The 16,567-nt window shown below is 63.3% G+C and carries 17 protein-coding genes; 16 read left to right on the top strand and 1 reads right to left on the bottom strand.

The genetic code is table 11. The annotated features are described in order from the left end of the window. Window positions 1–6 precede the first annotated feature (6 nt). The 12 genes from lptC to mgtE all read left to right on the top strand — a co-directional run bounded on the left by lptC (window position 7) and on the right by mgtE (window position 10,295). Window positions 7–561 (top strand): LPS export ABC transporter periplasmic protein LptC, encoded by a 555-nt coding sequence (gene lptC, locus T5B8_RS08910; RefSeq protein WP_353178077.1) that lies wholly within the window; start codon window positions 7–9, stop codon window positions 559–561. Then, on the top strand, window positions 536–1,063 hold the full coding sequence (lptA, locus tag T5B8_RS08905) for a lipopolysaccharide transport periplasmic protein LptA (RefSeq protein ID WP_021031283.1): 528 nt from the start codon (window positions 536–538) through the stop codon (window positions 1,061–1,063). Before lptC ends, lptA begins: the two co-directional genes overlap by 26 nt. Then, window positions 1,060–1,827, top strand: a complete 768-nt coding sequence (lptB, locus tag T5B8_RS08900) for an LPS export ABC transporter ATP-binding protein (RefSeq protein ID WP_353178074.1) — start codon at window positions 1,060–1,062, stop codon at window positions 1,825–1,827. Before lptA ends, lptB begins: the two co-directional genes overlap by 4 nt. Next, a complete protein-coding gene (locus tag T5B8_RS08895) occupies window positions 1,824–3,278 on the top strand; it encodes an RNA polymerase factor sigma-54 (protein WP_353178072.1) in 1,455 nt (484 codons plus the stop codon). Before lptB ends, T5B8_RS08895 begins: the two co-directional genes overlap by 4 nt. A 42-nt stretch (window positions 3,279–3,320) precedes the next feature. Continuing rightward, window positions 3,321–3,653 carry a ribosome hibernation-promoting factor, HPF/YfiA family gene (gene hpf, locus T5B8_RS08890; protein WP_353178071.1) on the top strand — a complete coding sequence of 111 codons (333 nt, stop codon included), beginning with the start codon at window positions 3,321–3,323 and terminating at the stop codon, window positions 3,651–3,653. Between the two features lie 72 nt (window positions 3,654–3,725). Beyond that, the gene (locus tag T5B8_RS08885; protein ID WP_353178070.1) at window positions 3,726–4,190 is read left to right on the top strand and encodes a PTS sugar transporter subunit IIA; all 465 of its coding nucleotides are present in this window, start codon (window positions 3,726–3,728) and stop codon (window positions 4,188–4,190) included. 15 nt (window positions 4,191–4,205) lie between these two features. After that, complete coding sequence (hprK, locus tag T5B8_RS08880; RefSeq protein WP_353178068.1) at window positions 4,206–5,204, top strand: HPr(Ser) kinase/phosphatase; 999 nt, start codon at window positions 4,206–4,208, stop codon at window positions 5,202–5,204. Between the two features lie 112 nt (window positions 5,205–5,316). Further along, complete coding sequence (gene rapZ / locus T5B8_RS08875; protein WP_353178066.1) at window positions 5,317–6,177, top strand: RNase adapter RapZ; 861 nt, start codon at window positions 5,317–5,319, stop codon at window positions 6,175–6,177. A gap of 24 nt (window positions 6,178–6,201) precedes the next feature. Next, the gene (locus T5B8_RS08870) at window positions 6,202–6,600 is read left to right on the top strand and encodes a PTS sugar transporter subunit IIA (protein ID WP_353178064.1); all 399 of its coding nucleotides are present in this window, start codon (window positions 6,202–6,204) and stop codon (window positions 6,598–6,600) included. Window positions 6,601–6,643: 43 nt separating this feature from the next. Further along, window positions 6,644–6,913, top strand: coding sequence for an HPr family phosphocarrier protein (locus tag T5B8_RS08865; RefSeq protein WP_353178063.1), 270 nt, complete (start codon window positions 6,644–6,646; stop codon window positions 6,911–6,913). A gap of 37 nt (window positions 6,914–6,950) precedes the next feature. Continuing rightward, on the top strand, window positions 6,951–8,690 hold the full coding sequence (gene ptsP / locus T5B8_RS08860; RefSeq protein ID WP_353178061.1) for a phosphoenolpyruvate--protein phosphotransferase: 1,740 nt from the start codon (window positions 6,951–6,953) through the stop codon (window positions 8,688–8,690). Between the two features lie 240 nt (window positions 8,691–8,930). After that, entirely contained in the window at window positions 8,931–10,295 is a 1,365-nt protein-coding gene (gene mgtE / locus T5B8_RS08855) for a magnesium transporter (protein ID WP_353178059.1), read from the top strand. Between the two features lie 397 nt (window positions 10,296–10,692). Here the strand turns inward: mgtE and pmbA are convergent, their stop codons facing one another. Further along, window positions 10,693–12,066 carry a metalloprotease PmbA gene (gene pmbA / locus T5B8_RS08850; protein WP_353178057.1) on the bottom strand — a complete coding sequence of 458 codons (1,374 nt, stop codon included), beginning with the start codon at window positions 12,064–12,066 and terminating at the stop codon, window positions 10,693–10,695. A 100-nt stretch (window positions 12,067–12,166) separates the two neighbouring features. Between pmbA and T5B8_RS08845 the strand changes: the two genes are divergently transcribed. From T5B8_RS08845 to T5B8_RS08830, 4 genes are all read left to right on the top strand, one after another. Then, a complete protein-coding gene (locus T5B8_RS08845) occupies window positions 12,167–13,663 on the top strand; it encodes a sensor histidine kinase (RefSeq protein ID WP_353178056.1) in 1,497 nt (498 codons plus the stop codon). Further along, window positions 13,653–14,318, top strand: a complete 666-nt coding sequence (locus T5B8_RS08840) for a hypothetical protein (RefSeq protein WP_353178055.1) — start codon at window positions 13,653–13,655, stop codon at window positions 14,316–14,318. Before T5B8_RS08845 ends, T5B8_RS08840 begins: the two co-directional genes overlap by 11 nt. Further along, window positions 14,319–15,683 (top strand): sigma 54-interacting transcriptional regulator, encoded by a 1,365-nt coding sequence (locus T5B8_RS08835; protein ID WP_353178053.1) that lies wholly within the window; start codon window positions 14,319–14,321, stop codon window positions 15,681–15,683. It begins immediately after the preceding gene. 276 nt (window positions 15,684–15,959) lie between these two features. Next, window positions 15,960–16,241, top strand: a complete 282-nt coding sequence (locus tag T5B8_RS08830) for an EF-hand domain-containing protein (protein ID WP_353178052.1) — start codon at window positions 15,960–15,962, stop codon at window positions 16,239–16,241. Window positions 16,242–16,567: the final 326 nt, after the last annotated feature.

Here is a 16,567-nt window from a genome sequence, read left to right as displayed (position 1 = left end):
GCGCCCATGCTACGCATCGTCGCCATCCTGCTCGCCGTCTCAGCCGTTTTGCTGGGGCTGCGCGTGGTCGGGCTCGACCGCGCCAGTACCGACACCGATAAGCCGCGCTTGTCCACGCCGGACAACAGCGACTACTACATGAGCGATGCCGTGGTGCGTCAGATGGATGAGCAGGGAAAGCTTGCCTATCGCATGACCGTGGGCCAGAGCCTGCACTTCCCGGACGACTCGGCTCGGCTCACGGATATTGACGTACACTACCTTGCAGGCACGAAAACGTATTGGGACGTCACCGCGAAACATGGGCGCATACCGCCCGGCGAACGCGATATCTATCTCTATGACGGGGTAACCGGCCGCCATCCCAAGGTCGACGGCGACGAGGTCAAGATCGTCACCGACAACGCCTGGGTGCGCCCCGATCGTGATCGTATCGACACCCAGGCGCATGTAACCGCCACCCAGCCCGGCCAGCGGGTCGAAGGCGACGGCATGGTGGTCAACCTGAAAACGGACAAGTTGAGACTGCTCGAAAATGTACAAGTCACCTACACGCCATAGCCGTATCGCTCGCGCCCTGGCCGTGCTCGCACTTGTGCTGGCGCCGGCCGCGGCGTTCGCGCAGCAGCCGCTGCCGATTCATATCGAATCCAACAACGCGGATCTGTCCCAGCAGCGCGGCACCAGCACCTACACCGGCAATGTCGTGCTCACCCGGGGCGGGCTCACGCTGACCGGCAACAAGCTCGTGATCACACGCATTAACGATCGCGGCAATATCAAGGCCGTTCTCGACGGCAGCCCGGCCAAGTTCGACAAGCAGCCGGACCGCGAAGGCGATGACGTGGTCACCGGCCACGCCAGCCAGATCGAGTACGCCAACAACGATTCCACCATCGTATTGCGCGGCAATGCGGTCGTGCGGCGCGGCGGCGACGAGATCAACGGCCAGGTGATTCGCCACAATCTGGATACCGAGCGCACCCAGGCCGAACGCGGCAGTTCCAACAACGAACGCGTACGCATCACCATTCAGCCCGAGTCCGGGAAAGACCAGCCGTGAGCCGAACCGCAGCCCAAAGCCCCGCCCCGGCGGCGAACGGCCAGCGGCTGGTCGCCGAAAACCTGAGCAAGCGCTACAAGGGGCGCGCGGTGGTCGAAAACGTCAGCCTGTCGCTGGCGCCCGGCGAGGTCGTCGGTCTGCTCGGGCCCAACGGCGCGGGCAAAACGACCTCTTTCTATATGATCGTGGGGCTGATTACGCCCGATTCCGGCCAGATCATGCTGGGCGAAGGCAATCTCATCGGTCTGCCCATGCATGCGCGGGCCAAGCTGGGTATCGGCTATCTGCCGCAGGAGGCCTCGGTCTTTCGCAAGCTCTCGGTGGCCGACAATATCCGCGCGATTCTGCAACTGCGCCGGGGCCTGAAAAAAGCCGATATCGATCGCGAACTCGCGGCCCTGCTCGATGAACTCTCGATCGGCCATATCGCCGACTCCAAGGGCATCAATCTGTCCGGCGGCGAGCGCCGGCGGGTGGAAATCGCGCGGGCACTGGCTGCGCAGCCGCAGTACATGCTTCTCGACGAGCCATTCGCCGGTATCGACCCGATTTCCATCGGCGATATCCGCAGCATCATCACGCATCTGAAAAACCGCGGCATCGGCGTGTTGATCACCGATCACAACGTGCGTGAAACGCTTTCGATCTGCGAGCGCGCCTATATCCTGAGTGACGGCGCGGTGATCGCCGACGGCCCCGGCGAGGCGATTCTGGCCGATCGCAAGGTGCGCGAGGTCTATCTGGGTGAGGATTTCCGACTATGAAACAGTCGCTGAACCTCAATCTGTCGCAAAGCCTGACGATGACGCCTGCGCTGCAGCAGGCGATCCGCATGCTGCAGCTGTCCACGCTCGATCTCAAGACCGAGATCCAGGAAGCGCTGGAAACCAATGTCATGCTCGAGGCCGACGACGGCCACGACGAAATCGACGCCCGCGAGGCCACACGCGCGGAAGCCGCTGAAACCCAGCGCAGCGCCAGCGACACCAGCGCCGATATCCCCGAAAACCTGCCTGTGGACGCCGACTGGAACGATATCTATTCCGGTAGCGCAGCACCCGCGCCGGCGCCCACCAGCGACGACGAAGACTACTGGGACTATCGCCAGGCCAACCTCACCAGCACGCCCGATCTGCACGCCCATCTGACCTGGCAGGCGGACATGCATCGCTTTAGCGACGTACAGCGTGCGATTGCCGATCATCTGATCGATGCCATCAACGAACGCGGCCTGCTCGACGACTGGCAGGAACTCGCACCGCGGCTGGCCCGGGATTTCGAAACCGACGAAGCCGCGATCGAAGCTGTGCTGACCGAGATTCACCGCTTCGACCCGCCCGGCGTGGCTGCGCGCAACCTCGCCGAATGCCTGAGCATTCAACTGCATCAGATGCCCGACGACACGCCCGCGCGCGATATCGCGCTGCGCATCGTGGATAACGAACCACTGGAATGCCTGGCATCGCGCGACCGCGGCGCGCTGGCGCGCCGGCTGGGCATCGAAACCGAGGATCTGGACCGCGCGATCGCGCTGATCCAGACCCTGCAGCCACAGCCCGGCGAAGCGTTTAGCGACCACGAATCAAATTACGTGGTCCCGGAGGTATTCGTCACCCGCCAGTCGTCACGCTGGCAGGTATCGTTGAATGCCGAGATCGCGCCGCGTCTGCGCATCAACAGCCAGTACCTGGCCCTGATCAAGCGCGCCGACAAGAGCGCCGACCAGACCACGCTCAAGTCGCATTTGCAGGAGGCCCGCTTCTTTCTCAACAGCCTGAAAAGCCGTAACGACACCCTGCTTCAGGTCGCACAAACGATTGTTGAAGCACAACGCGCTTTTCTGGAATATGGTGAAGAGGCGATGAAACCCCTGGTGCTGCGCGATGTGGCCGAACAACTCGATATCCACGAATCCACGGTTTCACGCGCGACCGCCAATAAATACATGCAGACCCCGCGCGGCATTTTCGAACTCAAGTATTTCTTTTCCAGCCACGTATCCACCACCGACGGCGGTAGCGCCTCGGCCACGGCGATCCAGGCCATGATCAAGCGCATGGTCGCCGAAGAACGTCCCGGCAAACCGCTGTCCGACAGCAAGCTCGCCGAACTGTTGCTGGAAAACGGAATCCAGGTCGCCCGCCGTACGGTGGCCAAATATCGTGAGGCCCTGTCGATCGCGCCGTCGCACGAACGACGCCGGCAGGCCAGCTGAACTGCTTCACATGTGCTTTCCCAAGCCGACAAGGAGTACCTGATGAACCTGAACATCTCCGGGCATCACATCGACATGACCGAAGCGCTGCATAACTATGTTGCGTCCAAGATGGAACGCATCGAGCGGCATTTCGATGACGTAATCGATGCCGAAGTCGTACTCGAGGTCGAAAAGGTCCGACACAAGGCCGAAGTGACCATGCAGGTTCGCGGTGCCACGCTGCATGCCGAATGTACCCAGGACGACATGTACGCCGCCATCGACGGCATGGTCGACAAGCTTGATCGGCAAACGCTCAAGCACAAGGAAAAGGAAAAGAATCATCACAACCGGCAGGCCCGCCACGCGAATCTGGACCTGAACGCCGGTTAGACCGCGTCCGGCCATTGGCGCTGTGCCAATGGCCGGATCGCCGTACGCATTTTGTATCGTTAAAGGAAGTTTATGAACATCGCCGATATCGTCGCGCCCGAGCGCGTACGCCTTGCCGACGACGTGCAAAGCAAAAAGCGCGCGCTCGAGCAGTTGGCCGAGATCCTGACCCAGGGCACCCCGTACCTGACCGCCAGTGAAATCTTCAACGGCCTGATCTCCCGCGAAAAACTCGGCAGCACCGGTATTGGTGACGGGGTCGCGATTCCGCATGCCCGCATGAAGGGCATCGACGATTGCATCGGCGCCTTCATGCGTCTGCCCCAGCCGGTGAATTTCGAGTCCAACGACGAACAGCCAGTGGATCTGGTCTTCGGCCTGCTGGTGCCGGAAAAATCCACCGAGGAACACCTCAAGCTGCTGCGCCGCCTGGCCGAACTGTTTTCCGAAAACCAGACGCTGGCCGATCTGCGTGATGCCGGCGACGACGACACCCTTTACAAGACGCTGATCGCTCGCGATACCAGCGAGGCCTGATCGGGGCCGCAACCGGTGGCACGACCCGGCGACGATCTGTTCGATGACGAATCGCTCGCGACTCGACGGGTCGCGGTCGAAACCGTTTTCGCGCGTCTGAAGTCGTCCCTCGGTTTGCACTGGCCTGGCGAAATTGGCGGCCAGGCCACGCTCGGCGCCACCCGTATCGATGGCCGACGTATTCCCATGGTCGGCTATCTCAATTTCATCCATCCGCCCCAGGTGCAGGTCATCGGCGAGCCCGAGACCGCCTATCTCGACAGCATCGACAACGCACAGCTGACCCATGTGCTCGAACGGGTGACCTCGGGCGCGACCAAGCTCGTGGTGGTCGCCGATGGCCGCTCGCTGATCGCGCCGCTGCGCGAAGCGTTCGAGCATGCCGGGATCGCGGTATTTGAAACCGCGGCCAGCGGCCATCGTGCAGCCTACCGCCTGCGCCATTTTCTGGGCGAAGCACTGGCACGCCAGATCACCGTACACGGCGTGTTCCTCGAGGTGCTTTCGATCGGGCTTTTGCTCACCGGCGATCCGGGTGTGGGCAAGAGCGAACTCGCCCTGGAGCTGATCAACCGCGGCCATCGACTGGTCGCCGACGATGCGCCCGAATTCGCGCTGCTCGGCCCGGACGATCTCAACGGCGGCTGCCCACCGGTATTGCAGGATTTTCTGGAAGTACGCGGGCTGGGTATTCTCAATATCCGCGCCATGTTCGGCGAGGCCGCGATCAAGCGCCGCAAACAGCTCGGCCTGATTATCCGGCTGGTGCGCCCCGAGTCGGGCACGCTGGATGCGCCCGACCGGCTGACCGGTACACGCACACAGCGGCGCATACTCGATGTCGATATTCCGGAAATCACTCTGCCGGTCGCCGTGGGCCATAATCTGGCGGTGCTGGTCGAAGCCGCCTGTCGCGATCATCTGCTGCGTATGCAGGGTCATTACAGCGACGAACAGTTCGCCACCCGTCAGAGTCAGGCCATGGCCGCCAGTGCGGCTGCGTACGAATCATGAAGCACATACGCGCATCGGCACGCAGGCATAGCCGGTATTCGCACCGCGCTTGCAGCTTGGTCACAATAACGCGCAAGCACGCGCCATGCGCATTCAATTCTGAAGGTGAATCATGCGACTGATCGTCGTCAGCGGTCTGGCCGGTTCGGGCAAATCGGTCGCGCTGCACATGCTCGAAGACCTGGGCTATTACTGTATCGACAACCTGCCGCTCGGCCTGCTCAGCGAGGTATCGGCCGATACCCTCAATCGCCAGGGGCTGGAGGATTTCGATCGCCTGGCCCTGGGCATTGATGCACGTTCGCGGCGCGACGAGATCGCCCGCTTCCAGGAGCGTATCCGTTCGCTGCGCGATGCCGGTATCGCTATCGAGGTGATCTATCTGCACGCGGATACCGATACGATCCTGCGGCGCTACTCGGAAACCCGGCGCAAGCATCCGCTGACCGACGATCACACGTCGTTGATCGATGCCGTACAGACCGACCGCGAACTGCTCGCGCCGATCGCCGAAAGTGCGGATGTATCGATCGATACCAGCCACACCAATATCCATCAGCTGCGCGATATCATTCGCAATCGCGTTGAAGGCGGGGCCAGCGGCGAGCTATCGATTCTGCTGCAGTCGTTCGGCTTCAAGTACGGCCTGCCCCAGGCGGTGGATTTCGTGTTCGACGTACGCTGTCTGCCGAACCCGCACTGGGTGCCCGAACTGCGCGAGCTGACCGGCCAGGACGCGCCGGTGGCCGAACATCTGGAAGCCCAGCCACAAACGCGCGCGATGCTCGACGATATTCACGGCTTCATCAGCCGCTGGCTGCCCGAATTCGCGCGCGAAAACCGGGCCTATGTCACGATTGCAGTCGGCTGCACGGGCGGCAAGCATCGTTCGGTCTATATCATCGAACAGCTGGCGCGCCGCCTGCGCGAAACCTATGCCCAGACGCTGGTAAGACACAATGAACTGCACTAGCCCCCTCGTAGCGGAGATGGCCTCGTGATTGGCGTATTGCTGATTACCCATGGCCGTCTCGGCGCCCACTTCGTGGATACGGTCACCGGCATGATCGGCGACCTGTCGCGCCCCACCGAAGTACTCGAAGTGCATCGCCACGACGATCCGGACGAACGCAGCGAAGCCGCGCATGCCGCACTGGCGCGCCTGGACGAAGGCGACGGCGTGTTGATCATCACCGACGCGTTCGGCTCCACGCCCAGCAATATCGCCACGCGTGCGGCCGGTGAATACGGCGCGCGCGTGGTCGCCGGCATCAACCTGTCAATGCTGGTACGCGTTTACAATTACCCGCAACTCGCGCTCGACGATCTGGCCGCTTCCGCGATCGAGGCCGGCCGGGCCGGCGTCATGGCCTGCCCGGTACCGTCCGAGCTCTGATTAGCTTTTTTCGTTTTCCTTTATCGACACGACGACCCTCGTTATGCCCACCCGTGAACTCGCCATCGTCAACAAGCTCGGTCTGCATGCGCGGGCTGCCAGCAAGTTTGTCACCGTCGCGTCCCAGTACGACGCCGATATCCGGGTAGCCAAGGATGGGCGCGAAGTATCGGGCAAGTCGATCATGGGCGTGATGATGCTCGCTGCCGCCCGCGGCTCGCGTATCGAGGTCACCGCCGAGGGCGACGACGCCGAGGCCGCGCTCGACGCCCTCGACGAACTGGTGCGCGATCGCTTCGGCGAAGGCCAGTAGCCGTGCGCGCGCTGCACTCAGACAACCCGACACGACTATGAGCCTGTGGCTGGCCGCCATCGGCGTATCGCGTGGCGTGGCCATCGGCGCCGTGCATCGCGTGCATGGCACCGATCTGGATATTCCCGAATATTCGATCTCGCCCGACCATGTCGAAGCCGAGATCGCGCGTTTTCAGAGCGCGCTCGAGGACGCACGCGACCAGCTCGCCGACATCCGCGAACAGATTCCGGCGAATGCGCCCTCCGAAATCGGCGCCTTCATCGAAACCCATCTGCTGATGATGCAGGACAGCGCCCTGACCGACACGGTCTGCTCGCTCATTCGCGAGCACCGCTGTAACGCCGAGGCCGCGCTCAAGATGCAGGCCGAACACCTGACCGCGGTGTTCGACCAAATGGACGACAGCTACCTGCGTACGCGTCGCGACGATGTCGCCCACGTGACCGCGCGCATCCAGCGTATTCTGCTCAAGCAGGAACGCACCATCGAAACGCGCGAGGCCGACGACGCGCCGCCGCCGGTCATCGTGGCCGACGAGCTCACGCCCGCCGACATCATCCTGCTGCACCAGCAGGGCGTGGCGGCCTTCGTGACCGAGCACGGCGGGCCGTTGTCGCATTCGGCGATTCTTGCCCGCAGTCTGCGTATTCCCGCCATCGTGGGCATGCACAACGCCCGACGCCTGCTGGTCGACGACGAAATCGTGGTGGTCGACGGCGAGGCCGGCCATGTACTCGCCGGCCCGGACGAGGCCGCGCTCGAGTTCTATCGCCATCGGCAAAAACGCGATGCGCGCTATCGGCGTATGCTCGGCATGCTGCGCGACGAGCCGGCGATCTCCACCGACGGCGTGCGCGTGCGCATGCTCGCCAACGTGGAACTGCCCGACGACAGCGCCGATGCCGCCGAAGTGGGCGCGGAAGGCGTGGGCCTGTATCGCACCGAATTCCTGTACATGAACCGCGACGAAACGCCCGGCGAAGAAGAACAGCTGGCCGCCTTTCGACGCGTGCTGCGCTCGGTGGATGGCCCGGTCACCATTCGTACGCTGGATCTGGGCGCGGACAAGACCATCGGCCGCAATGTCGGCAAGACCTCGAGCAATCCGGCGCTCGGCCTGCGTGCGATCCGCCTGTGTCTGAAGGAAACCGACCTGTTTCGTACCCAGCTGCGCGCACTGCTGCGGGCCTCGGCCGAGGGCGATCTACGCATCATGCTGCCGATGGTGTCCAATATTCAGGAGATGCGCCAGACGCGCCACCTGATCGACGAGCTCAAGAACGAGCTACGCCGTGATGGCCTGGATTTCGATGCCCAGCTGCAGGTGGGCGCGATGATCGAAGTGCCGGCCGCGGCCCTGGCCGCGCCGCTGCTGGCCCAGTATTGCGACTTCTTTTCGCTGGGCACGAACGATCTCATCCAGTACACCCTGGCCATGGATCGTATCGACGACGAAATCAACTACCTCTACGATCCGCTGCACCCGGCAGTGCTGCAGCTCATTCGTATGACCATCGAAGCCGGCGACGCCGCCGGTATCAGCGTATCCATGTGCGGTGAAATGGCTTCCGACAAGCGCTATACCGCCTTGTTGCTCGGCCTGGGCCTGACCGAGTTTTCCATGCATCCGGCCAGCGTGCTCGAGGTCAAGCGCACGATCATGAATGCCGATGTCGACGCCTTGAAAAACCGGACACGCGAAATCCTCTCCCTGACCGATTCGCAGGCCTATCGCGAGGCCCTGGAAGCGCTTAGCCAGCAACTGGCCGGCTGATACGCCCGAATCGAATCGCCACAGCCGGGACGACACGGTTCGCGTCGCCCGCGGCTGATACGTCGCGTCGCTGCAACACGGCTGCACTATCCTGATCGGTTGCAGGTCTGACCCATGGCCTGCGGTCTGCACTGTCGCGATTGCGTCGGCGATCGCTGTCAGGGCATAAAAAGCGCAGGAAAATCCGTATTTTTCTGCTATTTTCTAACAAGCCACTCACTGTTTCGGATATGCGCTGCGATGAGCGACGCCAAGACCACTGAAGACCAGATGGAATCCCGGCTCGCGCATATCAACGAGGCGCTGGAATCCGGGCGCATGCGTCGGCTCAAACCGATGCTGCACTCGCTCTCGCCGGCCGAAATCGGCTTGCTGCTGGAATCCATCCCGCGCACCAAGCGTGAGCTGGTCTGGCGTCTGGTGCCCGAAGACGATCACGGCGAAACGCTGCTGCACGTCAACGACGAGGTGCGTGCCGAGCTCATCGATGCCCTCGACGACGAGGTTCTGCTCGCGGCCACCGAAGGCATGCCGATCGACGACCTCGCCGACCTGATCGAGGATCTACCCGAACAGGTCACCCGTGAAGTCCTGCACACGATGGACCTGGACAACCGCGAACGTCTGGAAGCGGTGCTGTCCTATCCGTCGGACTCGGCCGGCGGCCTGATGAACAACGACACCATCACGGTACGCCCGGACGTGTCGCTGGATGTCGTGCGCCGCTATCTGCAACAGCGCGGCACCCTGCCCGACGATACCGAATCGCTGTTCGTGATCTCGCGCTATGGCCGTTATCTGGGCATGCTCACGCTCGCCAAACTGCTCACGCTCGACCCGGAGCGCGACGTCTCCGAGGTCATGAACACCGATATCGAAGCCTTGCCGGTGGACATGTCGGCCGCCCAGGTCGCCAAGCGCTTTCAGGATCTCGACCTGATCTCGGCACCGGTGATCGACGAAAACGAAAAACTGGTCGGCCGGATCACCATCGACGACGTGGTCGACGTGATCCGCGACGAAGCCGAGCACTCGATCATGAGCATGGCCGGCCTCGACGAAGAAGAAGACGTATTCGCACCGATCGCGCGTAGTGCGCGCCGACGGGCCACCTGGCTGGGCGCGAATCTGCTCACCGCCTTTCTCGCCGCGCAGGTCGTGGGCCTGTTCGAAGCCACGCTATCGCAAGTGGTCGCCCTGGCCGTGCTCATGCCGATCGTGGCCAGCATGGGCGGAATCGGCGGCTCACAGACACTCACCCTGATGATTCGCGGCCTGTCGCTCGGTCAGATCGGTTTCGGCAACGCGCGCACCCTGCTGATGAAGGAACTCGCCGTGGCCGTGATCAACGGCGTGCTGTGGGGGGCGGTTGTCGGCGTCATCGCCCAGGTCTGGTTCGGCAACCCCACGCTCGGCGTGATCATCGCGGTGGCACTGATCATCAACCAGATTGGCGCTGCCATCGCCGGCGTCGCCATTCCGCTGGCCATGAAGAAAATGGGCATCGACCCGGCCCTGGCGGGCTCTGTCGTGCTCACGACCATTACCGACGTCATCGGCTTCGGCGCCTTTCTCGGCCTCGGCACGCTGTTTCTGTTGCGCTAACCGGGCCCGCCTCGTAGCTCGAATGAGCGCGTCGTGAGTTAAACGTGTGCAGCGTAATCTCGTAATGAGCGCAGCGCCTGCTGAAGATCCGACCTTAGTGATTCAAGCCGCCAACCGGCGATTGCGTATTGGCGTGTGTTCTTCGGCCAAAAGAAAACGTCCGCAAATGCACGCCAAGCGCGTAAATGATGGGTGACCATTCGAGCACCCCGAACGACGTGCAGGTTGGCTTAGCGAAGCGTAATCCACAAAACGACGTTGCCTCGGCAAGCGATTCGCCCTGAATGCTCGGCGACGCTTGCCCGCCGGCTCGCGATCCGCAGCCCGCGCCAACCCACGTGACTGCCTTATTTGCGCGTCTTCGCGCTAATGTGCGGAGTATTTGCGCAAGACAGAATCACTGCCCGGCAATGGTCATAGACCCAATCAGCACCGACGGCGTACGCAAGGCCGCGCCGAGATCCACATCGCTGCCGAGTGCTGCGATATCGCGATACATATCCGCCAGATTGCCGGCGATGGTGGCGTTTTCGACCGGATAGGCGATCTCGCCATTCTCGACCCAGAAGCCGGCCGCGCCACGCGAATAATCGCCATTGACGAGATTCACGCCCTGGCCCATGAGTTCGGTGACCACGAGTCCACGCCCCATGCCGGCCACGAGCGCGTCGAAATCTTCGCTGCCCGGGGCGACGTCCAGATTGAACACACCGCCTGCGTTGCCGGTACTCGTGAGCCCCAGTCGGCGGGCCGTGTAGGCGGACAGTACATAGCCGCGCAGTACGCCATCTTCGACCAGAGTGCGCTCGGTGGTGGCCACGCCATCGCCATCGAAAGCGGCACTGGCGAGCCCGCGCGGGCGGTGCGGGTGCTGGCTGAGGGTGAGTGTCGGCACCGCAATCGATTGATCGATCTTGTCCTTGAGAAAACTGGCGTTGCGATAAAGCGCGCCGCCGCTGATCGCGCCGATCAGATGCCCCCACAGCCCGCGCGCAACCCGTGGCGTGAACAGCACCGACGCGGTCGTGGTCGGCGGTGTTTTTGCGTGCAGGCGCGATACCGCGCGCTCGGCGGCAAGCCGACCGACCGCCGTCAGGGTTTGTAGATCCTCGGCACGGCGGGCCTGGGAAAAGGCGACTTCGCGTTGCATGCCACGCTCGGATTTAGCCAGCGGCTGGACACTCAAGGCATGCCGGCTCGCGCGTTCACCCGCCACGAACCCATGGCTGTTGCCGTATACGCTGATGCCATCCTGGCTGGCCACGGTTGCGCCTTCGGTCTGGGCGATACGCGGGTCGTAATCGAGCGCGGCCGCCTCGAGCTCGAGCGCCATATCCAGTGCCCGCCCGGCATCCAGCGACCACGGGTGATAGAGCGACAGCTCGGGGCGCGTGCGGGCCATGAGTTCGGCATCGGCAAGCCCGGCATAGTCATCCGGCTCGGTAAAACGCGCGATGGTGAGCGCCTGATCGAGCGCGGCGCGCAGCCCATCGCTGCTCAGATCGGTGGTCGAGGCACTGCCACTGCGCTGGCCGCGATAGACGGTCAGGCTCGCGGCCCGATCGCCTTCGTGTTCGACGGATTCGCGCTCGCGCGCCCGTGCGGTCACCGACAGTGCACGCGAGGCCGACAGCGAGACTTCAGCCTGATCGGCGCCACCGTGTGCCGCCTGCTCAAGCAGTTCGCGCGTACGCGTTTCCAGCCAGGTCAAAGACGGCAGGCCGTTGTCGGTGCGCTCGGCGGGGCGAGCATCGGCAGAGGTCGCGACCATGCAAAAGGCCTCTCAAGAAGAACACGGGGCAAGCCGCCAACCCTAGCGCCGCAAAGCCCGAATACGCAACGTCGGCGCCAGTCAGGCTATGCTGTACGGCATGTCGCGCCCTGCTGCTGCCGCTATCGAACATTCGCGCAAGGCCCACGGCCGTCGCCGGCTGGTCTTTCGCCCACGCTCGATCACCGGACTGTTGCTGACCAGTTTCGGGCTGGTCGCGTTGCCGTTGATCGTGGCCATCGTCTTCGGTGTGCTTTATGTCGATCGCTTGACCGATCAGAGCGAGCGCCTGGTGCTCCAGGGCGTGGAGGTGACCCGCTACAGCAAACGCCTGAGCACACTGCTGGTGGGCATGGAGCGGAGCGCGCGCCAATACGGTGTGTTGCAAAGCGACGAATTGATCACGCGTTTCGAGCGCCAGAGCCGCGACTTCGATGCCATGCTCGATGCGCTCGGCGCCCTCGAGCTCGATACCCTGTCGGGCTGGAACCTCGACACCCTGCGCGCCCAGGCACGCGAACTGGCCGAACGCCTGCGCACGCGCCCGGCCCAGGTTCAGAGCCTGATCGAGGAAATCAGCGCCATGCAGCGCGAAACCGATCTGATCACCCAGCAAGGCAATCTGTTCATCGATCGCGAGCTGGCCCGTTTGCAGGCGACCGCGGCCGATGCCCGCTTTTTCCTGCTGCTGTGCGTATTCGCGCTGATTCCCGGCGCACTTGCGCTCACCGCTTTCTTCGTGGTGGTGATCGCACGCCCGCTACGTCAGATCTCCGGCGCGGTCACCCGCCTTGGCGATGGCGATTTCTCACAGCAGATCAAGGTGTTCGCACCCACGGCCGAACTCGATGCGCTGGGCGCGCGCCTGGACTGGATGCGCCGCCGTCTCGCCACCCTGGAAAACGAAAAACAGCAGTTCATCCGGCATATGTCGCATGAACTCAAAACGCCGCTCGCCAGTATTCGCGAAGGCGCCGAACTGTTGCGCGATGGCACCGTCGGAAAGCTCAACGACGCGCAGGCCGACGTGGCCGAAATCCTGCAGCAGAACAGCCTTGAACTGGCCAAGCTCATCGATAACCTGCTGGACTTTGCCGCCTGGCAGCAACAACACGCTAAACTTGAGTACGAGCGCTTCGATCTGAACGCGCTTTTCGAGGCGATCGTAGCCCGCCAGCGGCTCACGATCGAGGGCAAGGAACTATCCGTGGTCACGCCGGGCGAAACCATGGACGTCACGGCCGACCGGGACCGTATGCAGCTTATTGTCGACAATCTACTCGCCAACGCGGTGAAATTCGCGCCGCCGGGCTCGACCGTGACCCTGGCCGCCGAGCGTATGGTTTCAGCCACCACGATCTCGGTCAGTGATCAGGGCCCGGGCGTGCCCGCGCACGAGCGCGACGCAATCTTCGATGCCTTTTATCAGGGCACGGACAGCGAGTCACATGCCAAGGGCGCACTCCGGGGCACCGGTATCGGCTTGTCGGTGGTACGTGAATGCGTGCATGCGCATGGCGGGCGTATCGATGTGACCGACGCCCCGGGCGGCGGTGCACGGTTTCATGTCGAAATCCCGGATCGCCATGCGGTGTGATATGCGTGTGGTATGGGTCGCGCTCGCCGTTGCCGGCGCATCGCTACTGGCGGGTGGCTGCAGCACCGATCGGCGGCCGCCGGATCTGGGCGAACGCGTCGAGACATCGCCGGCAATGCCATTGGCGGCCGAGCGAGACCCGGTACTCGATTTGCTCGACTATGCCGCACAGCTGCGCCAGGCCACGCCCGAAGCCCGCGCCGAGGCGGTGGCCGTCGCGCGAGCGCAGGTCGCCAGCCGACCCGATGCCCAGAGCTATGCGCATTTGGCCCTTGCATTCGGCACGGCCGGCCAGCGTCGTTACACCCCGGACGAAGCCGCGCGCTATGCCCAGCGCGCACTCACCGCCGACGATGCCCAGTGGAGCCCGGCGGCCTGTCAGTACCTGCAGGATCTTGCGCGCCTGTATGCCGAAGGCGCGCGCAACGGCGCTGTCAGCAGCACCGACACCGTGGCCGAACCGGCGCCGGCCATCGCCGAACCGGTGATACCCGAGTCCGCGACCCGGAGCGCGCGCGCCCAGCCGCCTGCCGGACAGCCGAACGCCCGCGAGCGTGCCCATATCCGTGAACTCGAACGCGAGCTCGACGAGGCACGCCGCAAATTGCGCGAACTGGCCGATATAGAAAACCGGCTCGGCGACCCGGGCACGTAAATGGCACGCGGCGGCAAGATACTGCTGGTCGATGACGACCCCAGCCTGCGGCGCCTGCTCGCCCTGCGTCTGGAAGGCGCGGGCCACACGGTCGAGACCGCCGATAGCGGTCGGGCCGCCCTTCGCCTGCTCGAAAATTACGGCGCGGACTGTGTAATCACCGATCTGCGTATGGATGGCATGGACGGCATGGCGCTGCTCGACCGGCTCAGCCATGCCCACCCCACGCTGCCGGTCATTCTGCTGACCGCCCACGGCACGATTCCCGAGGCGGTCGCGGCCACGCAGGGCGGCGCACTCGATTTTCTGTCCAAACCGGTCGACAAGGACGTACTCCTGGCCCGTGTCGACCAGGCGCTTGAACAGACCGGTGTGGCCAGCGAAGACTGGCAGCAGGTCTGGCGCGCACGCATCGTCACCCGCTCGCCGTTGATGCATCGCCTGCTCGATGAAGCCAAGCTGGTCGCCGCCAGCGACACCAGCGTGCTCATCACCGGCGAATCCGGCACCGGCAAGGAAGTCCTCGCCCGCGCGCTGCACGATGCCAGCCCCCGCGCGAAGGCGCCGTTCGTGGCGATCAACTGCGGGGCCATGCCCGAGCAATTGCTCGAATCGGAACTGTTTGGCCACGAAAAAGGCGCATTCACCGATGCCAAGCAGGCCCAGCAGGGGCTGTTTCGCAGCGCCGAGGGCGGTACGGTCTTCCTCGACGAGATCGGCGACATGCCGATCACGCTGCAGGTCAAACTGCTGCGCGTGCTGCAGGAGCGTGAAGTCCGACCGGTGGGCGCTTCGCGTTCACTACCGGTCAACGTGCGCGTGGTGTCGGCCACCCACCGCGACCTCGATCATGCCATCGAACAACACAGTTTCCGCGAAGATCTCTACTATCGCCTGGCCGTGGTCACCCTTGCCCTGCCGCCGCTGCGTGAGCGACCGGAAGACGTCGCGCCGCTGGCCCGCCATTTTCTGGAAGCGATCGCGGCGCGCAGTGGCCGGCGCACCCGCGTGTACTCGCCGGATGCGATGGAATTGCTCTGCCGCCATCACTGGCCCGGCAATATCCGCCAGCTCTCCAACGTGGTCGAACAGAATGTCGCCCTCACCCGCGGCCACGTGATTTCCGCACAGGCGGTGGAAAAGGCCCTGGCCGGCCATAGCGGTCGCGCCGATGCAGCTGCCTCCTGGCAGCCGCTCGCCGAGGCCCGCGATGCCTTCGTACGCGATTATCTGGTTCAGCTGCTACGCATCACCGAGGGCAATGTCGCCCGCAGCGCACGCCTGGCCAAGCGCAATCGCACCGAGTTCTACAAGCTGCTCAACCGGCACGAGATCGACCCCAACGATTACAAGCGCTCGCGCTGATCGTTGCCGTTAGGCGACATCGAAAACCAGCCGATCGCGGCTAACTGTTGCCAATCTGCGACATTTAAAACCAAGCAAATTCCGCAAGTTATCAGTATTCGTTGCATGCTGTCGCCATACGGCAACAGTCTTTGTGCCGGTATGCCCCGCCCACGGCGACAACAGGCCTCTCGGCACGGAAAATACTACTTAAATTATTGTATCGTAAGTATTTTTTATAGTTGGCACGGCGGTTGCTCTAGGCTTAGTCAGGAACGCATTGAAGTTTAGTGATTCATGAAGAAACGCTACGCAGTCATTGCCGGTATCGCTATCGCCATTCCGTTGTCGACGGCTTTGTCCACAACCCGCGCGAATGCGGCAGAAACAGCCTCGGCGGCCTGGGCGACCATGGATGCCGATGCCGACGGTTCGCTTTCGCCGGAAGAAGTGGCCGCGACTCCGTGGGAGGCGAAGTTCGATGCCATGGATGAAAACGGCGACGGTGAAGTCGACAAGGACGAGTTCCAGCAATACATGAAGGATATGCAGTCTTCGCAGGACGGCGAAGACGCTTAATTCAGGTAAGGAGTTCAAGCAACACGAATTTCGGCAGCATGGCTGCCACACAGTTTTCGCCTGGTCGGGCTGGCGTCTCCCCGGTCCCCCCCCTCGTGCCTCGGCGTGGTTCGGCTCGGCTCAGGCGAAATTAAATCCATACGCACAACCACGGTGTGCGTATGACAGGTTTTCGCCTGGTCGGGCCGGCGTCTCCCCGGTCCCCCCTCGTGCCTCGGCGTAGTACGGCCCGGCCAACGCGAAATTTTCAACGGCGTATCGCAAAAGGCGATCGCCACCGTTTTCGCCAGGGTCGGGTCGGCGTCTCCCGGTCCCCCCTCGTGCCT

The sequence above is a fragment of the Salinisphaera sp. T5B8 genome, assembly GCF_040361255.1.
Lineage (GTDB): Bacteria > Pseudomonadota > Gammaproteobacteria > Nevskiales > Salinisphaeraceae > Salinisphaera.
This window is presented reverse-complemented; position numbering and strand designations above follow the sequence as displayed.

What these genes read in the sequence shown, in the direction of transcription:
- T5B8_RS08895 (WP_353178072.1), top strand. Translation starts at nt 1,824, where the DNA reads ATGAAACAGTCGCTGAACCTCAATCTGTCGCAAAGCCTGACGATGACG.
- mgtE (WP_353178059.1), top strand. Translation starts at nt 8,931, where the DNA reads ATGAGCGACGCCAAGACCACTGAAGACCAGATGGAATCCCGGCTCGCG.
- T5B8_RS08845 (WP_353178056.1), top strand. Translation starts at nt 12,167, where the DNA reads ATGTCGCGCCCTGCTGCTGCCGCTATCGAACATTCGCGCAAGGCCCAC.
- hpf (WP_353178071.1), top strand. Translation starts at nt 3,321, where the DNA reads ATGAACCTGAACATCTCCGGGCATCACATCGACATGACCGAAGCGCTG.
- T5B8_RS08835 (WP_353178053.1), top strand. Translation starts at nt 14,319, where the DNA reads ATGGCACGCGGCGGCAAGATACTGCTGGTCGATGACGACCCCAGCCTG.
- T5B8_RS08830 (WP_353178052.1), top strand. Translation starts at nt 15,960, where the DNA reads ATGAAGAAACGCTACGCAGTCATTGCCGGTATCGCTATCGCCATTCCG.
- lptA (WP_021031283.1), top strand. Translation starts at nt 536, where the DNA reads ATGTACAAGTCACCTACACGCCATAGCCGTATCGCTCGCGCCCTGGCC.
- rapZ (WP_353178066.1), top strand. Translation starts at nt 5,317, where the DNA reads ATGCGACTGATCGTCGTCAGCGGTCTGGCCGGTTCGGGCAAATCGGTC.
- T5B8_RS08840 (WP_353178055.1), top strand. Translation starts at nt 13,653, where the DNA reads ATGCGGTGTGATATGCGTGTGGTATGGGTCGCGCTCGCCGTTGCCGGC.
- pmbA (WP_353178057.1), bottom strand. Translation starts at nt 12,066, where the DNA reads ATGGTCGCGACCTCTGCCGATGCTCGCCCCGCCGAGCGCACCGACAAC.
- lptC (WP_353178077.1), top strand. Translation starts at nt 7, where the DNA reads ATGCTACGCATCGTCGCCATCCTGCTCGCCGTCTCAGCCGTTTTGCTG.
- ptsP (WP_353178061.1), top strand. Translation starts at nt 6,951, where the DNA reads ATGAGCCTGTGGCTGGCCGCCATCGGCGTATCGCGTGGCGTGGCCATC.
- T5B8_RS08865 (WP_353178063.1), top strand. Translation starts at nt 6,644, where the DNA reads ATGCCCACCCGTGAACTCGCCATCGTCAACAAGCTCGGTCTGCATGCG.
- T5B8_RS08885 (WP_353178070.1), top strand. Translation starts at nt 3,726, where the DNA reads ATGAACATCGCCGATATCGTCGCGCCCGAGCGCGTACGCCTTGCCGAC.